At 65.5% G+C, this 19,932-nt stretch carries 18 protein-coding genes; 7 read left to right on the top strand and 11 right to left on the bottom strand.

Annotated features, from left to right (window positions below):
• Positions 1 to 7: 7 nt before the first annotated feature.
• The 8 genes from fabF to K5658_RS08820 form a co-directional block, all read right to left on the bottom strand.
• Positions 8 to 1,249: a beta-ketoacyl-ACP synthase II gene (gene fabF, locus K5658_RS08855; RefSeq protein ID WP_221066577.1), complete on the bottom strand. Its 1,242-nt coding sequence runs from the start codon at positions 1,247 to 1,249 to the stop codon at positions 8 to 10.
• A gap of 86 nt (positions 1,250 to 1,335) precedes the next feature.
• Positions 1,336 to 1,566, bottom strand: a complete 231-nt coding sequence (gene acpP / locus K5658_RS08850) for an acyl carrier protein (protein ID WP_085212675.1) — start codon at positions 1,564 to 1,566, stop codon at positions 1,336 to 1,338.
• Positions 1,567 to 1,744: 178 nt separating this feature from the next.
• Positions 1,745 to 2,482 (bottom strand): 3-oxoacyl-ACP reductase FabG, encoded by a 738-nt coding sequence (gene fabG, locus K5658_RS08845; protein ID WP_221066576.1) that lies wholly within the window; start codon positions 2,480 to 2,482, stop codon positions 1,745 to 1,747.
• On the bottom strand, positions 2,479 to 3,435 hold the full coding sequence (gene fabD, locus K5658_RS08840) for an ACP S-malonyltransferase (protein ID WP_221066575.1): 957 nt from the start codon (positions 3,433 to 3,435) through the stop codon (positions 2,479 to 2,481). Before fabD ends, fabG begins: the two co-directional genes overlap by 4 nt.
• Before the next feature lie 13 nt (positions 3,436 to 3,448).
• Positions 3,449 to 4,414, bottom strand: a complete 966-nt coding sequence (locus tag K5658_RS08835; protein WP_221066574.1) for a beta-ketoacyl-ACP synthase III — start codon at positions 4,412 to 4,414, stop codon at positions 3,449 to 3,451.
• Positions 4,411 to 5,442, bottom strand: a complete 1,032-nt coding sequence (gene plsX / locus K5658_RS08830) for a phosphate acyltransferase PlsX (RefSeq protein ID WP_221066573.1) — start codon at positions 5,440 to 5,442, stop codon at positions 4,411 to 4,413. Before plsX ends, K5658_RS08835 begins: the two co-directional genes overlap by 4 nt.
• Before the next feature lie 113 nt (positions 5,443 to 5,555).
• The gene (gene rpmF, locus K5658_RS08825; RefSeq protein WP_221066572.1) at positions 5,556 to 5,750 is read right to left on the bottom strand and encodes a 50S ribosomal protein L32; all 195 of its coding nucleotides are present in this window, start codon (positions 5,748 to 5,750) and stop codon (positions 5,556 to 5,558) included.
• Positions 5,751 to 5,759: 9 nt separating this feature from the next.
• Entirely contained in the window at positions 5,760 to 6,263 is a 504-nt protein-coding gene (locus K5658_RS08820) for a YceD family protein (RefSeq protein ID WP_221066571.1), read from the bottom strand.
• Between the two features lie 125 nt (positions 6,264 to 6,388).
• Between K5658_RS08820 and K5658_RS08815 the strand changes: the two genes are divergently transcribed.
• Positions 6,389 to 6,967 carry a Maf family protein gene (locus K5658_RS08815; protein WP_221066570.1) on the top strand — a complete coding sequence of 193 codons (579 nt, stop codon included), beginning with the start codon at positions 6,389 to 6,391 and terminating at the stop codon, positions 6,965 to 6,967.
• An 18-nt stretch (positions 6,968 to 6,985) separates the two neighbouring features.
• Here K5658_RS08815 and K5658_RS08810 read toward each other — a convergent pair whose 3' ends face one another.
• Both K5658_RS08810 and purT read right to left on the bottom strand, forming a co-directional pair.
• Positions 6,986 to 7,675 (bottom strand): transglycosylase SLT domain-containing protein, encoded by a 690-nt coding sequence (locus tag K5658_RS08810; RefSeq protein ID WP_221066569.1) that lies wholly within the window; start codon positions 7,673 to 7,675, stop codon positions 6,986 to 6,988.
• A 184-nt stretch (positions 7,676 to 7,859) separates the two neighbouring features.
• Complete coding sequence (gene purT, locus K5658_RS08805) at positions 7,860 to 9,056, bottom strand: formate-dependent phosphoribosylglycinamide formyltransferase (RefSeq protein ID WP_221066568.1); 1,197 nt, start codon at positions 9,054 to 9,056, stop codon at positions 7,860 to 7,862.
• Between the two features lie 72 nt (positions 9,057 to 9,128).
• Here purT and recG point away from each other — a divergent pair, with 72 nt between their 5' ends.
• The 6 genes from recG to K5658_RS08775 all read left to right on the top strand — a co-directional run bounded on the left by recG (position 9,129) and on the right by K5658_RS08775 (position 18,520).
• Positions 9,129 to 11,207, top strand: coding sequence for an ATP-dependent DNA helicase RecG (gene recG, locus K5658_RS08800; RefSeq protein WP_221066567.1), 2,079 nt, complete (start codon positions 9,129 to 9,131; stop codon positions 11,205 to 11,207).
• A 55-nt stretch (positions 11,208 to 11,262) separates the two neighbouring features.
• Positions 11,263 to 11,742, top strand: a complete 480-nt coding sequence (locus K5658_RS08795; RefSeq protein WP_221066566.1) for a Uma2 family endonuclease — start codon at positions 11,263 to 11,265, stop codon at positions 11,740 to 11,742.
• 135 nt (positions 11,743 to 11,877) lie between these two features.
• Entirely contained in the window at positions 11,878 to 15,027 is a 3,150-nt protein-coding gene (locus tag K5658_RS08790; RefSeq protein WP_221066565.1) for a beta strand repeat-containing protein, read from the top strand.
• A gap of 252 nt (positions 15,028 to 15,279) precedes the next feature.
• The gene (locus K5658_RS08785; protein ID WP_221066564.1) at positions 15,280 to 17,121 is read left to right on the top strand and encodes an asparagine synthetase B family protein; all 1,842 of its coding nucleotides are present in this window, start codon (positions 15,280 to 15,282) and stop codon (positions 17,119 to 17,121) included.
• Positions 17,118 to 18,215: a glycosyltransferase family 4 protein gene (locus K5658_RS08780; RefSeq protein WP_221066563.1), complete on the top strand. Its 1,098-nt coding sequence runs from the start codon at positions 17,118 to 17,120 to the stop codon at positions 18,213 to 18,215. The genes K5658_RS08785 and K5658_RS08780 overlap by 4 nt, the downstream gene beginning before the upstream one ends.
• A 140-nt stretch (positions 18,216 to 18,355) precedes the next feature.
• Complete coding sequence (locus K5658_RS08775) at positions 18,356 to 18,520, top strand: PEP-CTERM sorting domain-containing protein (protein ID WP_221066562.1); 165 nt, start codon at positions 18,356 to 18,358, stop codon at positions 18,518 to 18,520.
• A 45-nt stretch (positions 18,521 to 18,565) separates the two neighbouring features.
• Here the strand turns inward: K5658_RS08775 and K5658_RS08770 are convergent, their stop codons facing one another.
• A complete protein-coding gene (locus K5658_RS08770; protein ID WP_221066561.1) occupies positions 18,566 to 19,930 on the bottom strand; it encodes an NAD-dependent succinate-semialdehyde dehydrogenase in 1,365 nt (454 codons plus the stop codon).
• Positions 19,931 to 19,932 lie beyond the last annotated feature (2 nt).

Raw genomic sequence — 19,932 nt, 5'->3', positions numbered from 1 at the left:
GGGCACCTCAAGCGTAGCGCTTGAGGATCACCGTGCCGTTGGTGCCGCCGAAGCCGAAGGAATTGGACATGACATATTCCAGCTTCATCTCGCGGGCGGTGTGGGGGATGAAATCCAGATCGCACTCGGGATCGGGATGATCGAGGTTGATGGTGGGCGGGGCCACCTGGTCGCGCAAAGCCAGGGCCGAGAACAGGGCTTCGATACCGCCCGCCGCGCCCAGCATATGCCCGGTCATGGATTTGGTGGAGCTCACCGCGACCTTGTAGGCATGGTCGCCGAACACCGTTTTCATCGCCCGGGTTTCGGCGATATCCCCGGCGGGGGTCGAAGTGCCATGGGCGTTGATGTAATCGATGTCCTCGGGATTGAGGCCCGCGTCGCGCAGGGCGGCTTTCATGCAGCGGGCCGCGCCTTCGCCGTTTTCCGGCGGCTGGGTCATGTGATAAGCGTCGCCGCTCAGGCCATAACCCACCACTTCGGCGTAGATTCTCGCGCCACGCCGCTTGGCGTGTTCGAGTTCCTCCAGCACCAGGACACCAGCACCGTCGCTCAGCACGAAGCCATCGCGGTCCTTGTCCCAGGGGCGGCTAGCCCGCAAGGGATCGTCGTTGCGGCGGGTCAGGGCGCGGGCCGAGGCGAAACCACCCAGCGAGGTCGGCGAGGTCGCCATCTCCGCGCCGCCCGCCACCATGGCGTCGGCGTCGCCATAGGCGATCAGCCGGGCGGCCTCGCCGATGTTATGGGTGCCGGTGGCGCAGGCGGTGACGATGGCGAAATTCGGGCCTTGCAAACCGTACTTGACCGACAGGTTGCCCGAAATCATGTTGATGATGTTGCTGGGCACGAAGAAGGGGGAAATCTTGCGCGGCCCGCCTTTGAGGAAGCAATCGTGGCCGTGTTCGATGCCAGTGATGCCGCCGATCCCGGAACCGATGGCGACCCCGATCCGTTCGGCGTTCTCCGGCGTCACCACCAGCCCCGAATCCTCGAAAGCCTGGCAGCCCGCGGCGATGCCATAATGGATGAAGATATCCATCTTCTTGGCTTCCTTCTCGCTGATATAGCGGGCGATGTCGAAATTCCTCACGCTGCCGCCGATGCGGGACGAGAATTCCGATACGTCGAAATGTTCGATGTGCCCGATGCCGCTCCGGCCATTCAGCACATTCTCCCAAGCCTCGCCCACCGACAGGCCGACGGGGGAAACCACGCCCAGCCCGGTGACGACCACGCGTCTCTTACTCAAGGTCTTTCCTTCCAAGCGGATTGCGTCGATACAAAAGAAAGCCCCGCGAAGTATCGACTTGCGGGGCGGTGATCCGGCCCTATCGATTAAACGTGAGCTTCGATGTAATCGATGGCCTGTTGCACGGTGGTGATCTTCTCGGCGTCTTCGTCCGGGATCTCGCACTCGAATTCTTCTTCCAAAGCCATGACCAATTCGACCGTGTCCAGCGAATCGGCACCGAGATCATCGACGAAGGAGGCTTCGTTGGAGACTTCTTCCTTCACGCCCAATTGCTCGGCCACGATTTTCTTAACACGCTCAGCTACATCACTCATTTTTATATCCTCAAGTGTTTCTCTGGTTTTAATCGAGTTGGCAAATTTTAATTTGAAACCCAATGATTACAAGATTTTTCTCCGCGGCGGGAAAATTTAATCCGCCTGGGCTGTCGGAAACCGCGCTGGCTGCGCGGCCTCCCTTCCCCGCTGGCACCAGCGGCCACGCGGGGCCGCATTATGCCATATGCATTCCGCCGTTGACGTGCAGGGTTTCGCCGGTGATGTAGCCAGCCCCGTCGGAACAGAGGAAGGCCACGGCGCTGGCGATTTCATGGGCCTCGCCGAGACGGGCCAGCGGGATGTTGTGGAGCAGCGCCTTGCGGTGTTCTTCCGGCAGGGCGCGGGTCATGTCGGTGTCGATGAAGCCGGGGGCGACCGAGTTCACGGTGATATTGCGCGAACCGACTTCCTTGGCCAGCGATTTGCTGAAACCGACGATGCCCGCCTTGGCCGCCGCGTAATTGGCCTGCCCGGCATTGCCGGTGGCACCGACCACCGAGGTGACGTTGACGATGCGCCCGGTCCTGGCCTTCATCATGCCCTTGAGGCAAGCCTTGCTCAGGCGGAAGATCGAGGTCAGGTTGGTGCGGATCACATCGTCCCATTCCTCGTCCTTCATGCGCAGCATGAGGTTGTCGCGGGTGATGCCGGCGTTGTTGACCAGGATCGTGGGCGCGCCGAATTCGTCCGACACCGCCTTGACGAAAGGCTCGATGGCTTCGGCCCCGGCCACGTTCAGCACCTTGCCCGCGCCTTTCAATCCGGCGGCGGCCAAGGCTTCCGTGATGGCCGCGGCCCCGGCCTCGGTGGTGGCGGTGCCGATGACGGTATGGCCGTCTTGGGCGAGGCGCAAGGCGATGGCGCGTCCGATGCCCCGGCTCGCGCCGGTGACTATCGCGATCTGTGGACTCATGGGGCAAGCTCCAGGGCTTTGGCTAGGGAGGCGGGATCGAACAGGTTTTCGGTCTTGGCTTCGGGGACGATGCGCTTATTGAGACCGGCCAGCACCTTGCCGGGACCGCATTCGACGAAACGATCCACGCCCTGTTGCGACATATGGCGGATGGAATCGGCCCAACGCACCGCGCCATGGAGTTGCCGGGCCAGGGCGGCGCGGATGGCGGCGGGTTCTGGATGGGTGGCGACATCGACATTGTGGACCACGGCGAGGGTCGGCGGCACGATAGCGGTGGCTTCCAGGGTCGCCGCGAAACGCTCGGCGGCGGCTTGCATCAAGGGGCAATGGGAAGGCACGCTGACCGGCAGCACCACCGCCCGCTTGGCCCCCGCTTCCTTGGCGAGATCGACCGCCCGCATCACCGCCGCCTTGTGGCCCGCGATGACGATTTGCTTGGGATCGTTGAAATTGGCCGCCGTCACGATTTCGCCGTCGCCGCTGGCGCGGGCGCAAACCTCCACCACTTCGGCATCGTCGAGGCCCAGGATCGCGGCCATGGCCCCGACATCGGCGGGCACGGCCTCCTGCATCAAGCGGGCGCGTTCGGCGACCAATAAAACCGCCGCCTGGAAATCCATCGCCCCGGCGCAGACCAGGGCGGTGTATTCGCCCAGGCTATGCCCGGCCAGCCAGCCCGGCCTGGCCTGGGTCTGTCCGCACCACACCCGCCACGCCGCCACGCCCGCCGCCAACATGGCGGGTTGGGTATGGACGGTCTGGTTCAAGCGCTCGGCGGGACCGTGCCGGACCAAGTCCCACAGGTCGTAGCCCAGCACCTCGGACGCGGACCCGAAGGTCGCCTCGACTTCCGGGTGGGATTCGGCCAAGCCGGCCAACATGCCCACCGCCTGGGAACCCTGTCCCGGAAACACAAACGCCAGATTGTTATCGGTAATCTTCACTTCCATCGTCACACCTACCTCAATACCGCAGCAAAGCCGAGCCCCAGGCGAAACCCGCGCCGAAGGCTTCCATCAACACCGTCTGCCCGCGCTGGATGCGTCCGTCGCGGATGGCCTCGTTCAAGGCCAAGGGAATCGACGCCGCCGAGGTATTGCCCTGGTTCTCGATGGTGACCACGACCCGGTCCATGGGCATCCTCAGTTTCTTGGCGGTGGCGGTGATGATGCGGATATTGGCCTGGTGCGGCACCAGCCAGTCGATATCGGATTTGTCCAGGCCGTTGGCTTCCAAGGTTTCATCGACGATGCGGCCCAGGGTGTTGACCGCGATCTTGAACACCTCGTTGCCTTCCATCTTGAGGAAGCGGCCCTCGTCGCGCAGGCCGTTGTTATTGGCCGGATTGGGCGCGTAGAGCAAATCCTGGTATTGCCCGTCGGAATGGATATGGGTGCTGAGGAGGCCGGGTTGATCGGACACGCCGATCACCGCCGCCCCCGCGCCATCGCCGAACAGCACGCAAGTGGCGCGGTCGGACCAATCGACGATGCGGGAATAGACTTCGCTGCCCACCACCAAGGCCCGCCGGGCACCGCCCGCCCGGATGAATTGGTCGGCGACGCTGAGCGCGAAAATGAAACCGGAACACGCCGCCTGCACATCGAAGGACGCGCATTCCCGCACCCCCAAACGCTGCTGCAACAAACAGGCGGTGCTGGGGAATATCCGGTCGGGCGTGCCGGTGGCGACGATGATGAGGTCGAGGTCGCCGGGTTCCAGCCCGGCGGCGTCCAGGGCTTGGCGGGCGGCGATTTCCGCCATGCTGGACGCGGTCTCGTGCGGGGCGGCGATGCGGCGCTGGCGGATGCCGGTGCGCTCGACGATCCAGGCGTCCGAGGTCTCGACGGTCTGGGCGATCTGATCGTTGGTGAGGATGGTTTCGGGGAGGTAGCCGCCGGTTCCGAGCAAGGTGGAGTAACGGCTCACGCGCTCTTCCTCTCGGCGAAGATGCTTTCCACCCGTTCGCCGATGCGCGAAACCACCGCCTTCTCGACTTCCTTGACGCCGATCTGGATGGCGTTGCCGAAGGAATGGCGGTCGGCGTTGCCATGGCTTTTGATGACGATGCCACGCAGGCCGATCAGGCTGGCGCCGTTATAGTTGCGGGGATCGAAACGGTTCTTGAAGGCTTTCAGCACCGGCAGGGCGATCAAGCCGGCCAGTTTGGTGAAGAGGTTGCGCCCGAATTCGTCCTTGAGCGATTGGCTCAACATCTTGGCCATGCCTTCCAGGGTTTTGAGCGCCACGTTGCCGACGAAGCCGTCGGTCACCACGACATCCACATCGCCGCTGAAAATATCGTTGCCTTCCACGAAGCCGATGAAATTGAGATGGGAATCGGCCAGCAGGCGGGCCGCCTGCTTGACCTGTTCGTTGCCCTTGATTTCCTCTTCGCCGACATTGAGCAGGCCCACCCTGGGCTGATCCTTGTCCTCGACGGCGCGGACCAACTCGTAGCCCATGACGGCGAATTGATAAAGATGCTCCGCCGTGCAATCGATATTGGCCCCGAGGTCCAGCATATGGACATGTCCGCCCTGCTTATTGGGCAGGATGGCGATGATGGCGGGACGGTCGATGCCGGGGATGGTCTTCAGCACGAATTTGCCGATGGCCATCAAGGCCCCGGTATTGCCCGCGCTGACGCAGGCCGAGGCCACGCCTTCCTTGACCAGGTTGATGGCGACGCGCATGGAAGAATCCTTCTTGTTGCGCAAAGCCTTGGAAGGGGGTTCGTGCATCTCCACCACTTCCGAGGCGTGGTGGACCGCGATGCGGTCGCCGTAGCGGGTGGCGGCTTCGCCCAGATGCTGGCGGAGGATGGTTTCATCGCCGACCAGGATCAAATGCAAGCGGGGATCGGCCTCGACGCTGTCCAAAGCGGCCGGCACGGTGACTGTGGGGCCGTGGTCGCCGCCCATGGCATCCAGCGCGATTGTCAGCTTTTGCGTCATAGCTTGGGAGTTTCTTCAATCAAACGGCGCGGCACGGGACTGGCGTCGCGCGGGATACTCAAGGCTCGGCGGCCCCTGCCGCCTGGGGGCAGCACGGGCGGAAAACCCGGCGCTTATTCCGCGCCGGTGTCTTCCGGCTTGGTGGCGAACACCCGACGGCCCCGGTAGAAACCATCGGGGCTGATGTGGTGGCGCAGATGGACTTCGCCGGTGGTGGGTTCGAGCGACAGGGCGGCGGCGGTCAGCGCGTCGTGGGAACGGCGCATACCGCGCTTGGAACGGGTTTTACGGTTTTGTTGGACGGCCATTTCGGACTCCTAAAGGTTGGTTTTTTTAAGCTGCGCCAAGGCGGCAAAGGGGTTTTCGCGGGTTTCCGCAGCGGCCTTGCCGGGTTTTTTCGGCGGGCCGCAGTATTCGTGCTGGGGGATCGGCGGTATCGCCAGCAATAATTCATCCTGGACAATATCCGCCAAGGCCATCGGCTCTTCGGATTCCACCAGCAAGGGCTCGAACGCTTCCGGCAGGAGGTTGGCCTCGTCGATGGAGCGGACCAACCCCAAGCGCACTTCGCCCGCCACCGGCCAGGGCAGGGCTTCCAGGCAACACTGGCACCGCAGCACCAGTTCGGCCTCGATCCGCCCCACGACCGCCGCGATCCTTGCCTCGCGCCGGAATTCGAGGTCGATGTTCACCGCGCCTTCGCAATTCAGGAGGAGGTCGTGCAGCCGGTCCAAAGCGGCGAGCGCGAGCTTCCCTTTGATTCGCCGCTTTTTTTCGACGAATTCATAGGGGTCGAGCTTATCGGGCAAGTGGTCGAGCATAATCGGACAATGTTATCGGGAAAACTTGATCCCTGTCAAAAACATCTTCCTTGGGAACCGATCTTCCCGTGACTGTGCGCAGCCGGTAAAAACGGGACTTTCAACAAATGCACCGGACACCCGCCATGACCCGACTCATCCTGGCCTCGACCTCGCCCTACCGGCGGGAATTGCTGGCGAAACTCGGCCTGCCCTTCGACTGTATCGCGCCCGGCGTCGATGAAACGCCACTGCCCGGCGAAGCCCCGGCGGCGCTGGCCGCACGCCTCGCCGCCGAGAAGGCGCTGGCCGTGGCCCGCGTATCGCTGGACGGCTGGGTCATCGGCGCGGACCAGGTGGCGGTGCTGGACGGCGAAAAACTCGGGAAACCCATGACCCGCAGCCACACCCTCGCGCAATTGCGCAAGGCATCGGGAAAAACCATGGAATTCCACACGGCGCTGTGCGTGGTGGACGCGGCGACGCTGGAAACCAAGGCCGATATCGACCGCTGCGCCGTGGTGTTCCGGGAACTTTCGCCCGGCCAGATCGAACGCTACGTGGACCGCGACCGGCCCTACGATTGCGCCGGGGGATTCAAATCGGAGGGCTTGGGTATCGCCCTGTTCGAGCGGTTCGAGGGGGAAGACCCCAACGCCCTGGTGGGGTTGCCGCTGATCCGCTTGGTCCGGCTGCTGGAGGCTTTCGGCGTGGCGGTACCATGAAGCCGGGGCGGGGGCCGATCAGTCGAAGCGGTTGTAATAGCCCAATACGCGGCTGACGTAGTTCTGGGTTTCCTGGAACGGGGGGATGCGGTTGCCGTATTTGATGACATTGTTTTCCCCGGCGTTATAGGCCGCGACCGCCAGCGGGACATCGTCGAACATCCCCAGCAAATCGCTGAGGTACCGCGCCCCGCCATAGATGTTGTCCACGGGGTCGTAGGGGTCTTGCACCCCGTAGCGGGCGGCGGTGGCGGGCATGAGCTGCATCATGCCGATGGCCCCCTTGTTCGAGACCGCGCCGGGATTGTAGGAGGATTCGGCGCGGATGACGGCGTGCAGCAAGGCGGGGTCGAGACCGTGGCGGCTGGCGGCTTCGGCGATGAGTCCGGCGTATTGGCTGCGGTTGCGTTCGAGGGCGGCGCGGTGGGCGGCGCTCTTGGCATTATTGGCGGGCGCGGCCCCGAACAAGCCGCCGCCGAACAGGCCCTTGGCCCCCAGCGTACTCTTGCCGCCGAAAGTCACCTTGGTGGGCCGGGTGAAGGGTTCGGGGGTTTCGATAATCATACGGAAGCCTTTATGGTCCGGCTTGTCGGTGTATTCGACATGGCCGTTGGCCGGATTGACGTATTTATAGACATCGGCCTGGACCCCATGGGACAGGAAGCAAGGCAATAAAACCAGCGGCAGGCTACGGAACAATCTCGGCATCGGTCCCCCCTTGTTGGTCGCCGAATCAAACACAGCTAAAAAAGTCTTACACGGATCGTTGGGTTTGCAAAGACCACGGATTTTGCCCCGCCCTCCGGCCAAGCGCCGGTAGCTTAGCGGCCCCCGCTTAGGGCCAGCTTAAACCAGGGGCGGGTGGCGGCGCTGCCAATCCCGTCCCAGAATCTCAGGGCAGCATGGGCCGGACCCGCCCCGCCGCTTCCCGCGCCCGTTCCCGCGCTTCCTCGACCGTGGCCCCCGCCGCCAAAGCCACCCCCATGCGGCGGCGCGGGAACGAAACCGGCTTGCCGAACAAGCGGACTGCGGCGGTCGGCACCGCCAGGGCGTGGTCCAAACCCTCGAAAGCGACGCCCTCCCCTTCCACGCCGCCATAGATCACCGCGCTGGCGCCGGTATCGCGCAGGGCGGTCGAGACCGGCAGCCCCAGGATGGCGCGGGCGTGTAGCTCGAATTCGCTCTGGGCCTGGGTCACCATCGTGACCATGCCGGTATCGTGCGGCCTGGGGCTGACCTCGCTGAACCACACTTGGTCGCCGCGCACGAACAACTCCACCCCGAACAGGCCCAGCCCGCCCAGGTTGTCCGTCACCGCCTGGGCGATGCGGCGGGCTTCGGCGTGGGCGGCGGGACTCATGGGCTGGGGTTGCCAGCTCTCGACATAATCGCCTTGTTCTTGACGGTGGCCGATGGGTTCGCAGAACCGGGTTTCCACTCCGCCCTGGCCGTTCAAGGCCCGCACCGTCAGCAGGGTGATTTCGTAATCGAAGTCGATCCGGCCCTCGACGATGATGCGGGCGTTCTTCACCCGCCCGCCTTCCTGCGAATACCGCCAAGCCGCCTCGATATCGGCCTCCGAGCGCAGCATCGACTGGCCCTTGCCGGACGAGGACATGATCGGCTTGACGAAGCAGGGATAGCCGACCTTAGCCGCGCCCGCCCGCAAGCCTTCCAGGCTGTCGGCGAACACATAGGGCGAGGTGGGCAGGCCCAGGGTTTCCGCCGCCAGGGTGCGGATGCCTTCGCGGTTCATGGTCAGGGCCACGGCGCGGGCGGTGGGGACGATGCGGGCCAAGCCTCCAGCCTCGATTTCGGCCAGCGCCTGGGTGGCGATGGCCTCGATTTCGGGCACGATGATGTGGGGCCGTTCCTGCTCGACCAGTTGGCGCAGGGCCAGGGGGTCGGTCATGTCGATCACCTGGGCGCGATGGGCGACCTGCTGGCCGGGCGCGTTGGGATAGCGGTCCACCGCGATCACCTCGACCCCGTAGCGCTGCAAGGCGATGACCACTTCCTTGCCCAATTCGCCGCTGCCCAGGAACATCACCCGCGTCGCGCCGGGCGTGAGCGCCGTACCGATTCTCATGCTTGATCCCCGTGATATGGATAATATGCGGCAGTTTAATACGGTTTCACGCGGCACGGCCCGGTTTTCGGCATGAACCAGCACACCTCCCCCGACCACATCCCCATCACCGCGCTCAAGGGCGCGGGTCCGCAGACCCTCAAACGGCTGGAGCGGCTGGGCCTCGCCAGCGTGCTGGATTTGCTGCTGCACCTGCCATTCCGCTACGAGGACCGCACCCGCATCGAACCCCTGGGCGCCTTGCAGCCGGGCCAGAGCTACCAAGTCGAGGGCCGGATCGAATTGGCCGAAGTCGCCGCCAAGGGCAAGCGCTCCTTGGTGGTCCGCATCGCCGACGGCACCGGCTTCTTGAACCTCCGCTTCTTCCATTTCTCGCCGGGACAGCACGCCTTGTTCGGCCGCGGGCGGGCGCTGCGCTGCTATGGCGAAGTCCGGGCCGGTTATTACGGCGCGGAAATGACCCACCCCGATTACGAATTCCTGGAAGACGAGGAAATCGGCCAGCCCGACGCCAGCCTGACCCCGGTCTATCCCTCCACCGACGGCCTGCACCAAAAAACCCTGCGCAAACTCATCGAGCAAGCCCTGTTCCATGCCGACCCGGAACACTTGCCGGATTGGCTGCCCGCCGCCACCGCCCGCCGCCGCCCCAAGCTGGCCGAGGCGCTCAGGCTGATCCACCAGCCACCGACCGGCTGCGATCCATCATCGCCCCAACTCACAGCGGCCCGCGCCCGGCTGGCCTTCGACGAACTCTTGGCCCACCATCTCAGCCTGAGCCGCTTCCGCGCCCAGACCCAGGCCCACGCCGCGCCCGCGCTCCGTGCCGATCCCGCCACTTCGGCCCGCTTCCTGGACAGCCTGCCCTTCCGCCTGACCGGGGCGCAACGCCGGGTCATCGGCGAGATCGAGGCCGACCTGGCCCAGCCACGCCCGATGATGCGCTTGGTGCAAGGCGACGTGGGTTCCGGCAAGACCGTGGTGGCGGCCTGCGCGGCCTTGGCGGCGCTGGCTTCGGGCCATCAGGTGGCGGTGATGGCCCCGACCGAACTCCTGGCCGAACAGCACCAGCGCAGTTTCCGGCAATGGCTGGAGCCCCTGGAGGTGCGGCTGGCCTATCTCTCCGGTAGGCTCAAGGGCGAGGCCCGGCGTTCCGCCCTGGAAGCCGTGGCCCTGGGCACGGCGGGCGTGGTGATCGGCACCCACGCCCTGTTCCAGGAACAGGTGGCATTCCAGCGGTTGGGGCTGGTGGTCATCGACGAACAACACCGTTTCGGCGTGCATCAACGTTTGGCCCTGCGCGAGAAGGGCTCCCGCGACGGTGCCTATCCGCACCAACTCATCATGACCGCCACGCCCATCCCCCGCACCCTGGCGATGCTGGGCTATGCCGACCTCGATCTTTCCATCATCGACGAGCGCCCGCCGGGCCGCACCCCGGTCAAGACCGCCGCCGTGCCGACCACGCGCCGGGCCGAGATCGTGGGCCGCATCGGCGATTGGGTGGCGAAGGGGCGGCAGGTGTATTGGGTCTGTACCTTGATCGAGGAATCCGAAGCCCTGCAATGCGAGGCGGCGGAGAAGACGGCGGAACTCCTGGTCGCCGCCCTGCCCGATCTCCGGGTCGGCTTGGTGCATGGCCGCCAGAAATCCGCCGACAAGGAAGCCGCCATGCAAACCTTCAAGGCCGGGGAAACCGACCTGCTGGTCGCCACCACGGTGATCGAGGTCGGCGTGGACGTGCCCAACGCCAGCCTGATGATTATCGAAAACCCGGAGCGGCTGGGCTTGGCGCAATTACACCAGCTGCGGGGCCGGGTCGGGCGCGGGCCGGGCGAGGCGCATTGTGTGCTGCTCTATCAACCGCCGCTCTCGCCCAGCGCCAAGGAACGGCTGGGGATACTCAGGGATTCGGACGACGGTTTCGTCATCGCCGAAAAGGATTTGGAATTGCGCGGCCCCGGCGAATTGCTGGGCACCCGCCAGACCGGGCAGGTGCAATTCAAAGTGGCGGATTTGGGGCGGGACGGGAGCGTATTGGACGAGGTCCAGGCCGTGGCGGACACGCTGTTGAAGCGGCATCCCGAGTGGGTGGAGCCCTTGATCCGGCGCTGGATGGGGCAGGAGGTGGCGCGGTATGTGGAGGCTTGAGCGGCGTGAATGCGTAAAATCGAAACCTTCCATCCATAACCCCCGGTAACGCGCCATGAATCCACACCTACTCACCGCCAACGAACTCGGCGTCCGTCTGGAAATCGTCAACGGCATCCCGTTATGGGAAGCCCAGCCGGTCTACAAGCACCAAAAGGCCATCGACCGCATCCGCGCCAGTATCGCGCCGGTCGGGCCGGAGGCTTGCGGCTGTATCCACGCCTCGGATGTCTATGTGAGTTTCCCGGATAGTTCGCTCAAGCGGCCCGATATCGCCATTTTCCGCCGGGAACCGGACGAGGAAGACGAAGCCATTACCCTGGTTCCCGAAGCGGTGATCGAGGTCATCAGCAAGGGCTACGAATACAAGGATTTGGAAATAGGGCCGGGTTTCTATCTGGCCCAGGGCGTGAAGGATGTGGTGGTATTCAATCCCTATACCCTGGCGGTTTTGCATGTGCGGCGGGATGGGACGGAACAGGGGGTTTCGCCGGTGGATATAACGCTGGAATGTGGATGCCGGGTGCGGGTGTGATCCCAAAGCCCCGCCCGTCGGACTGCCAAGGCGGGTATTTTTAAAACGCTGGAAATCCTCCTGTACCCTGGCCACGCATAACAACCCCAATCATGTAAAAACCGGCGTCTTACTCCCACACCCACAGGCAACCGCATGACCACCTATAAATTCGGCACCTTGGCCCAAAACCAAACCCTGGCCTTCAATCCCGCCGTGGATATCTTGAATTTCGATAGCGCCACCCTGGCGGCGACCGCGGGCACCTTCGCCCAGAACGGCGCGGACCTCTGGATCACCTACGGCGGCAAGACCGTCAAGCTGACTGGCGTATCCCTGGATCAAGTCGCCAGCGCCCATTTCACCTTCGCCAGCGGCGGCAAGGTCTTGATCGGCGACGACACCTCCGGCACCGCCAGCGACGCCGCCGCCAACAAGCTCACCGGCACCGCCCAGGCCGATTATCTCGATGGCCGCGGCGGCGCGGACACGATGACGGGCGGCGACGGCAACGACGTATACGTGGTGGACAATGCCGGCGACAAGGTGGTCGAGACCAACCCCAGCGCCACCCAGATCGACACCGTCAATTCCTCGCTCGCCACCTACACCCTGCCCGCCAAGGTCGAAAACCTGATCCTGACGGGCAGCGGCAACCTCAACGGCACCGGCAACAGCCTGGGCAATGCGATCTACGCCAACGCCGGGAACAACGCGCTGGATGGCGGCGCGGGCAACGACACCGTGTCCTACCAGTACGCCGCCGCCGCCATCACGGTGGACCTGAGCAAGACCACGGCCCAGGCCACGGGCGGTTCCGGTTCCGACACGCTGCTGAATTTCGAGAACCTCATCGGCAGCGTGTTCGGCGACACGCTGGTGGGCAACAGCCTCGGCAACGTCCTGAACGGCCTGGGCGGGGCGGATAACCTCAATGGTGGCGATGGCAATGATACCTTGATCGTCCCCAGCTTGGCCTTCCAAAACCTGGAAGGCGGCACCGGGACCGACACCTTGAAGTTGAGCGGGACCGGCTTGACGCTCGACCTGACCGCCCATGGATCGAAGCTCCACAATCTGGAAGGCATCAATCTCAATGGTGCCAATACCCTCAACCTCACCGCGGCGGCGGTGCTGAAGCTTTCCAGCACCAGCGACAAGCTGGTCGTGGATGGCACGACGGCCAGCGTGGTCAACGCGGGCGGGGGCTGGACCAAAGCCGCCGACGCCACCGCGAACGGCCATACCTACCATGTTTATACCGAGGGCGGGGCCACGCTGTGGGTGGATAGTGGGGTTGCGCTCCATATCAACGGAGTGGTTGCGCTATCCAGCCTGAATGGCACCAACGGCTTCCGGTTGGATGGCGTGGCGGCGGATGACTATTCGGGTCATCCGGTCAGCGCGGCGGGCGATGTCAATAGCGATGGCTTCGCAGACCTCATCGTCGGGGCCGCCGGGGCTGACCCGCACGGGTCTAATTCGGGTTCCAGCTATGTGGTGTTCGGCAAGGTGTCGGGGTTCGCGGCCAGCCTGGACCTGTCCACGCTCAACGGGACCAATGGCTTCCGGCTGGACGGCGCGGCGGCGGATGACTGGTCGGGCTTTTCGATCAGCGCGGCGGGCGATGTCAATGGCGATGGCTACGCCGACCTCATCGTCGGGGCCTTTAGGGCCGAGCCGCACGGGTCTTATTCGGGTTCCAGCTACGTGGTGTTCGGCAAGGCGTCGGGGTTCGCGGCCAGCCTGGACCTGTCCACGCTCAACGGAACCAATGGCTTCCGGCTGGACGGCGCGGCGGCGGATGACTGGTCGGGCTTTTCGATCAGCGCGACGGGCGATGTCAATGGCGATGGCTACGCCGACCTGATCGTCGGGGCTTGGGGGGCCGAGTCGCACGGGTCTTATTCGGGTTCCAGCTATGTGGTGTTCGGCAAGGCGTCGGGGTTCGCGGCCAGCCTGGACCTGTCCACGCTCAACGGAACCAATGGCTTCCGGCTGGACGGCGCGGCGGCGGATGACCAGTCGGGCTCGTCGGTCAGCGCGGCGGGCGATGTCAATGGCGATGGCTACGCCGACCTCATCGTCGGGGCCTTTGGGGCCGACCCGCACGGGTCTTATTCAGGTTCCAGCTACGTGGTGTTCGGCAAGGCGTCGGGGTTCGCGGCCAGCCTGGACCTGTCCACGCTCAACGGAACCAATGGCTTCCGGCTGGACGGCGCGGCGTATGACAGTTCGGGCTCGTCGGTCAGCGCGGCGGGCGATGTCAATGGCGATGGCTACGCCGACCTCATCGTCGGGGCCGATGGGGCCGAGCCGCACGGGTCTTATTCGGGTTCCAGCTATGTGGTGTTCGGCAAGGCGTCGGGGTTCGCGGCCAGCCTGGACCTGTCCACGCTCAACGGAACCAATGGCTTCCGGCTGGACGGCGCGGCGGCGGATGACCAGTCGGGCTTGTCGGTCAGCGCGGCGGGCGATGTCAATGGCGATGGCTACGCCGACCTCATCGTCGGGGCCGATGGGGCCGACCCGCACGGGTCTAAGTCGGGTTCCAGCTACGTGGTGTTCGGCAAGGCGTCGGGGTTCGCGGCCAGCCTGGACCTGTCCACGCTCAACGGAACCAATGGCTTCCGGCTGGACGGCGCGGCGGCGGATGACCAGTCGGGCTTGTCGGTCAGCGCGGCGGGCGATGTCAATGGCGATGGCTACGCCGACCTCATCGTCGGGGCTGGGGGGGCCGACCCGCACGGGTCTTATTCGGGTTCCAGCTACATCCTCTACGGCGGCAACTTCACCGGGGCCGTGACCAAACTCGGCACCGCCAACGCCGACACCCTGACCGGCACCAGCGCCGCCGAGCGCTTCGTCGCGGGCCAGGGCAACGACACCCTGACCGGCGGCGGCGGCAAGGATGTGTTCTACGGCGGGCAGGGCAACGATCTCATCAAGGTGCCGGATTTGGGTTTCCAGAAGATCGACGGCGGCAGCGGCACCGACACCCTGGCCCTGACGGGTTCCGGCCTGAACCTCGATTTGGCGAAATTCCGCAACCACCTGGACGGCCTCGAAAGCATCGACCTGACCGGCAGCGGCAACAATACCCTCACATTCACCAAGCGGGACATGCTGGCCCTCAGCGACACCGGCAACACCCTGCGAGTGACCGGCAACGCCGGGGATCATTACCACTTCTCCGACGGCGGCTGGGTCCAGAAGGCCGATGTGACCTTGGTGGGCGTCGCCTACCATGTGTTCGACAACGGGGCGGCGCATCTCCTGCTGAATAACGCCCTCACCGCCGTCTAGCGGCGATGTACTCCGCGTAGCCCGGATGAAACACCGTGGAACCCGGGAGCTTGGACGGAGCGCCGGGCTCCCGGATTCCGTCCACGCCATCCGGGCTACACGCCGCGCCGTACCCGACATGCCTTCGCCGCGCAAGCGCCCGGCCCATCCTTGAATATCCGGCAAAGCCGAACCCGCCACCTACCCGCCCCAAACCCCAACCCGCTACAATCCCCGCCCATTTCCACCGCACCAGCAACCAAGGGGATGCACATGGCTTTATTGTTCGGCTGTCACGACCCGGCCCTGGACCCGGCGGAAGCCGCGGCGTTGTTGGACCGGGTGGAACGGGACGCCCCGTTCCCGTTGCCCCGGTCTTCGGCGCGGGAAGGCTCCGGCCTTTGCGCCGCCTGGGGCGGCGATGCGCGGCGGGAAGCCGACGGCCTGCTGGCCGCGCTCATCGGCCATCCACAGTGGAAAAGCCCGGAACTCGCCCAACTCGCGGCGGAACTCGGCCCCGCCGCCGCCCTGGCCGCGGCCTACCGCCGCCACGGCGCGGACCTGGCGCGGGAACTCGCGGGCGCGTTCGTCCTGGCGGTGATCGACCCGGCCCAACAGCGCACCCTCCTGGCCCTGGACCGCATCGGCCAGCGCCATTTGTTCTACGCCCGCACCGCCACCGGCTTGGTGTTCGGCACCAGCGCCGATGCCGTCCGCGCCCATCCCGGCGTGGGCGGGGAAATCGATCCGCAGGCGGTGTTCGACTATGTCTATTCCCACCACTGCCCCAGCCCCGGTTCCATCTATAAACACCTCCGCAAGCTGGACGGCGCGGAACTGCTGCTGTTCCAAGCCGGGGAAATCCAGGTCCGGCGCTATTGGCAGCCCCGATTCAACGAAACCGCCGCGCCCCTGGCCGAACTGGCGCAAGCCCTGCGCGAAGGGCTGTTCGGAGCGGTGGCCCGGTTCGGCGCGGACGGGCGCAAGGTCGGCGCGTTCCTGAGCGGTGGCTTGGATAGCTCCACCGTGGCCGGCGCCTTGGCGCGGGCGAGGCCGGGCGCGGCCCCGACCTTCTCCATGGGCTTCCCGGTCGAGGGCTACGACGAGATGGCCTACGCCCGCATCGCCGCCGCCCATTTCCAGACCCAAGCGCACGAGTATTACCTCGGCCCCGACGACGCCGTCGCCGCCATCCCCAAGATCGCCGCCGCCTACGACGAACCCTTCGGCAATTCCTCGGCCCTGCCCACCTATTTCTGCGCCAAGCTGGCGAAGGCGCACGGAATGGATTTATTGCTGGGCGGCGATGGCGGCGACGAGTTGTTCGCCGGGAACACCCGCTATGCCACACAACTGCTGTTCCAGCCCTATCTGGCTTTGCCGGGCGCGGTGCGCGGCGGTATCGAAACCGCGTTCAGGGCGCTGCCGGAATCGCTGGCCGGCACCTTCCCCTTGCGCAAGCTCGTCCGCTACCTCGAACAGGCCAAGACCCCGCTGCCCGACCGCCTGCACGATTACAACTTCCTGCACCGGATCAAACTGGACGCGGTGTTCGCCGCCGATTTCCTGGCCCAGGTCGATGGCGACGCGCCGCTGGAAATCCAACGCGCGAGCTATCAGCGCCCGGCGGGGGCTTCGGCGCTGAACCGGATGCTGTATCTGGATTGGAAAACCACCCTGCACGACAACGACCTGGTGAAAGTGAACAAGATGTGCGAGTTGGCCGGGGTGGCGGTGGCCTATCCCATGCTGGACGACGCCGTGGTCGAACTGTCCTGCCGGGTGCCCTCTGGCATGAAACTCAGGCTGGGCAAACTGCGCTGGTTCTATAAGCGGGCCATGGCCGACTTCCTGCCCCCGGCCATCCTCGACAAACCCAAGCACGGCTTCGGCCTGCCCTTCGGCGTCTGGCTCAAGGAACACCCGCCCCTGCGCGAACTGGCCTACGACAACGTACTGAAACTCAAGGACCGGCCCTATTTCCGGCCTTCGTTCCTGGATGAGGCGATCCAGATGCACCAATCGGGGCACGCCGGTTATTACGGCGAATTGATCTGGATTTTGATGATGTTGGAGCTATGGTTCTCGGCCAAGGCTGGCGGGAGCGGACTATGAACCCACCCCTCGCCACCCTGGCCTTGGTGGGACCGCTGCCGCCACCCTCGGGCGGGATGGCCAACCAAACCCGGCAACTGGCCCGCCTTTTGACCGAAGCCGGGATCGAAGTCGTGGTGGTGCGGGTCAACGCGCCCTACCGCCCCGCCTGGGCCGGGCGGCTGAAAGGCGTGCGGGCGCTATTCCGCCTGTTGCCATACCTTAGGGAATTGTGGAATGCCGCCGGGCGTTGCCGGTTGATGCATGTGATGGCGAATTCCGGCTGGTCCTGGCATTTGTTCGCCGCGCCCGCCGTCTGGATCGCCCGGCTGCGCGGCGTACCGGTGGTGGTCAATTACCGGGGCGGCGAGGCGGAGGAGTTTTTCGCCCGCGCCTTCGCCTGGGTGCGCCCGACCCTGCGGCGGGCCACCGTGATCGCCGTGCCTTCGGGCTTCCTGGACGGGGTGTTCCGCCGCCGGGGTTTCGCGCCCCGCATCGTGCCCAATATCATCGACCTATCGCGCTTCTCCCCGGCCACCGGCGCGGGTGCCGGGGACGCCGCCCCCGAGGTGGTGGTGGCGCGGAACCTGGAGGATATCTACGACATCCCCACCGCCCTGCGGGCCTTCGCCCGGCTGCGGGAACGCTTCCCCAGGGCGCGGCTGAGCGTGGCCGGTTCCGGTCCCCGCCTGGAAACACTGCGGCGGCTGGCGGAAGAACTGGGCATCGCCCCGGCCACGCGGTTCACCGGCCGCCTGGACAACGAGCGCATGGCCGAACTCTACCGGGACGCCCGGCTCATGCTCAATCCCAGCCTGGCCGACAACATGCCGATCTCGATCCTGGAAGCGCTGGCTTCCGGGGTGCCGGTGGTCAGCACCGATGTCGGCGGGATTCCCCATCTGGTCGAGGACGGAACCACCGCCCTGCTGGTCAAGCCCGGCGACGCCGAAGCCATGGCGGCCGCCGCCGTCCGCCTGCTCGAAGACGCGGAATTGTACGGACGCCTGCGGGAGGCGGGCTTGGCTGCGGTGCGGCGATATGCCTGGGACGAGGTGCGGGAACGGCTATTCGCGGTGTACCGGGAAGCCGTGCGCGGTTCCGGCCCGGCCTAAGCGCCGGGCGGGACCGATGGGCCCACCCGGTGCGGCCCCCCATCCGTAGCGCCGGGGTTGCAGTAGGGCCTTGTTTTTAATACAATCTTTGGCGATGGTATCGATGCCATCCCCTTTTTCCATTCCACAGGAGAAGCCCTATGAACAACAACATTTTTTCCAAAGCCATCGGCATTGTGTCCCTGATGCTGATCTCCCAGATCGCTTCCGCAGCGCCGGTCCCGGAGCCTGAGACCTTGAGCCTGTGGGCGTTAGGAGCCGGCGCCCTGGCCTTCGTCAAATGGCGTGGCCGCAAGCGGGGCTGAAGTCCAGCCGACGGGGAGCGGACCGCCGTTCCCCGTTGCTCACCGTCAATCCACCCACACCGTCTTGACATTGACGAACTCGCGCAGCCCGAACCCGCCGAGTTCGCGCCCATAGCCCGAAGCCTTGACCCCGCCGAACGGCAACCGCGGGTCGCTCCGCACCCCGCCATTGACGAAGGCCAGTCCGCATTCCAAGCCGCGGGCGAAGCGTTCGCCCCGTTCCCGCTCCCGCGTCCATACCGAAGCCCCCAGCCCGTAGCGGTGGCGGTTGGCGAGCGCCAAGGCTTCCGCCGCGTCCCCGGCCCGCACGATAGCCGCGACCGGACCGAACACCTCCTCGTCATAGGCGGGCATTCCGGGCCATACCCGGTCCAGGATCGAGGGCGCATAGAAAAACCCTGGCCCCGCCAGAGGCGCGCACCCCAACACCGGCACGGCCCCGAGCCGGATCGAGGCTTCCACCTGGGCCTGCAAGCCCCCGCGCAAATCGGCGCGGGCCAAGGGGCCGACCTGGGTGGTTTCCCGCAGCGGATCGCCCACGGCCAAGGCCGCGACCCCGGCACGGAACCGTTCCAGGAACTCGTCGGCGATGGCCTCCACCAAGATGAAGCGCTTGGCGGCGATGCAGCTTTGGCCCGCGTTCTGGAACCGCGCCGTCACCGCCGCGGCGACCGCCTCCGCCATATCGGCATCTTCCAACACCACGAAGGGATCGGAACCGCCGAGTTCCAGCACGGTTTTCTTGAGGGCCGCGCCCGCCAAGGCGGCGATGCGGTGGCCGGCCTTTTCGCTGCCGGTCAGCGTGACCGCCTGCACCCGCGGCCCGGCGATCAAGGCTTCCGCCTGGGCGTGGGTGATGGGCAGCCAGCGGAATACGCCGGGCGGCAACCCGGCTTCCCGCCATAGCTCGTCGATGGCGGCGGCGCATTGGGGGACGTTGGGCGCGTGTTTCAACAAAGCGCAATTGCCCGCCACCAGGATCGGGGCGGCGCAACGGAACACCTGCCAGAACGGGAAGTTCCAGGGCATCACCGCCAACACCGTGCCCATAGGCTCATAGGCGGCGTAGCTGGCGCGGGCCTCGGTGGCGATGGCTTCGTCTTCCAACCAGCGGGCGGCGTGGTCGGCGTAGAAGTCGCAGGCCAGGGCGCATTTTTCGATTTCCTCGCGGGCTTGGTGGATGGGCTTGCCCATTTCCAGGACGATGAGGCTGGCGTAGGCATCGGGCCGTTCGCGCAATAAGGCGGCGGCGCGGCGCAGGATGGCGGCGCGTTGTGGCAGCGGGGTATTCCGCCACGCGGGCGCGGCCTCGGCGGTTTGAGCCAGGGCGGCGTCGAGTTCGGCGTCGGTCCAGGCCGGGCGGGTGTGGAGCAAAACGCCGGTGGCGGGATTCAGGCTGTAATAATCCATAA

Origin of the sequence: Methylomagnum ishizawai (assembly GCF_019670005.1) — a bacterium.
GTDB lineage: Bacteria > Pseudomonadota > Gammaproteobacteria > Methylococcales > Methylococcaceae > Methylomagnum > Methylomagnum ishizawai.
Note: the sequence above shows the minus strand (reverse complement) of the source record. Positions and strands in the feature narration are given on the sequence as shown.

Bases quoted from the DNA above. Each gene is read 5' to 3' on its own strand.
- K5658_RS08780 (WP_221066563.1), top strand. From the start codon at position 17,118: ATGAACCCACCCCTCGCCACCCTGGCCTTGGTGGGACCGCTGCCGCCA.
- acpP (WP_085212675.1), bottom strand. From the start codon at position 1,566: ATGAGTGATGTAGCTGAGCGTGTTAAGAAAATCGTGGCCGAGCAATTG.
- K5658_RS08775 (WP_221066562.1), top strand. From the start codon at position 18,356: ATGAACAACAACATTTTTTCCAAAGCCATCGGCATTGTGTCCCTGATG.
- purT (WP_221066568.1), bottom strand. From the start codon at position 9,056: ATGAGAATCGGTACGGCGCTCACGCCCGGCGCGACGCGGGTGATGTTC.
- plsX (WP_221066573.1), bottom strand. From the start codon at position 5,442: ATGACGCAAAAGCTGACAATCGCGCTGGATGCCATGGGCGGCGACCAC.
- K5658_RS08770 (WP_221066561.1), bottom strand. From the start codon at position 19,930: ATGGATTATTACAGCCTGAATCCCGCCACCGGCGTTTTGCTCCACACC.
- K5658_RS08790 (WP_221066565.1), top strand. From the start codon at position 11,878: ATGACCACCTATAAATTCGGCACCTTGGCCCAAAACCAAACCCTGGCC.
- K5658_RS08810 (WP_221066569.1), bottom strand. From the start codon at position 7,675: ATGCCGAGATTGTTCCGTAGCCTGCCGCTGGTTTTATTGCCTTGCTTC.
- K5658_RS08785 (WP_221066564.1), top strand. From the start codon at position 15,280: ATGGCTTTATTGTTCGGCTGTCACGACCCGGCCCTGGACCCGGCGGAA.
- recG (WP_221066567.1), top strand. From the start codon at position 9,129: ATGAACCAGCACACCTCCCCCGACCACATCCCCATCACCGCGCTCAAG.
- fabG (WP_221066576.1), bottom strand. From the start codon at position 2,482: ATGAGTCCACAGATCGCGATAGTCACCGGCGCGAGCCGGGGCATCGGA.
- K5658_RS08820 (WP_221066571.1), bottom strand. From the start codon at position 6,263: ATGCTCGACCACTTGCCCGATAAGCTCGACCCCTATGAATTCGTCGAA.
- fabD (WP_221066575.1), bottom strand. From the start codon at position 3,435: ATGGAAGTGAAGATTACCGATAACAATCTGGCGTTTGTGTTTCCGGGA.
- rpmF (WP_221066572.1), bottom strand. From the start codon at position 5,750: ATGGCCGTCCAACAAAACCGTAAAACCCGTTCCAAGCGCGGTATGCGC.
- K5658_RS08795 (WP_221066566.1), top strand. From the start codon at position 11,263: ATGAATCCACACCTACTCACCGCCAACGAACTCGGCGTCCGTCTGGAA.
- K5658_RS08815 (WP_221066570.1), top strand. From the start codon at position 6,389: ATGACCCGACTCATCCTGGCCTCGACCTCGCCCTACCGGCGGGAATTG.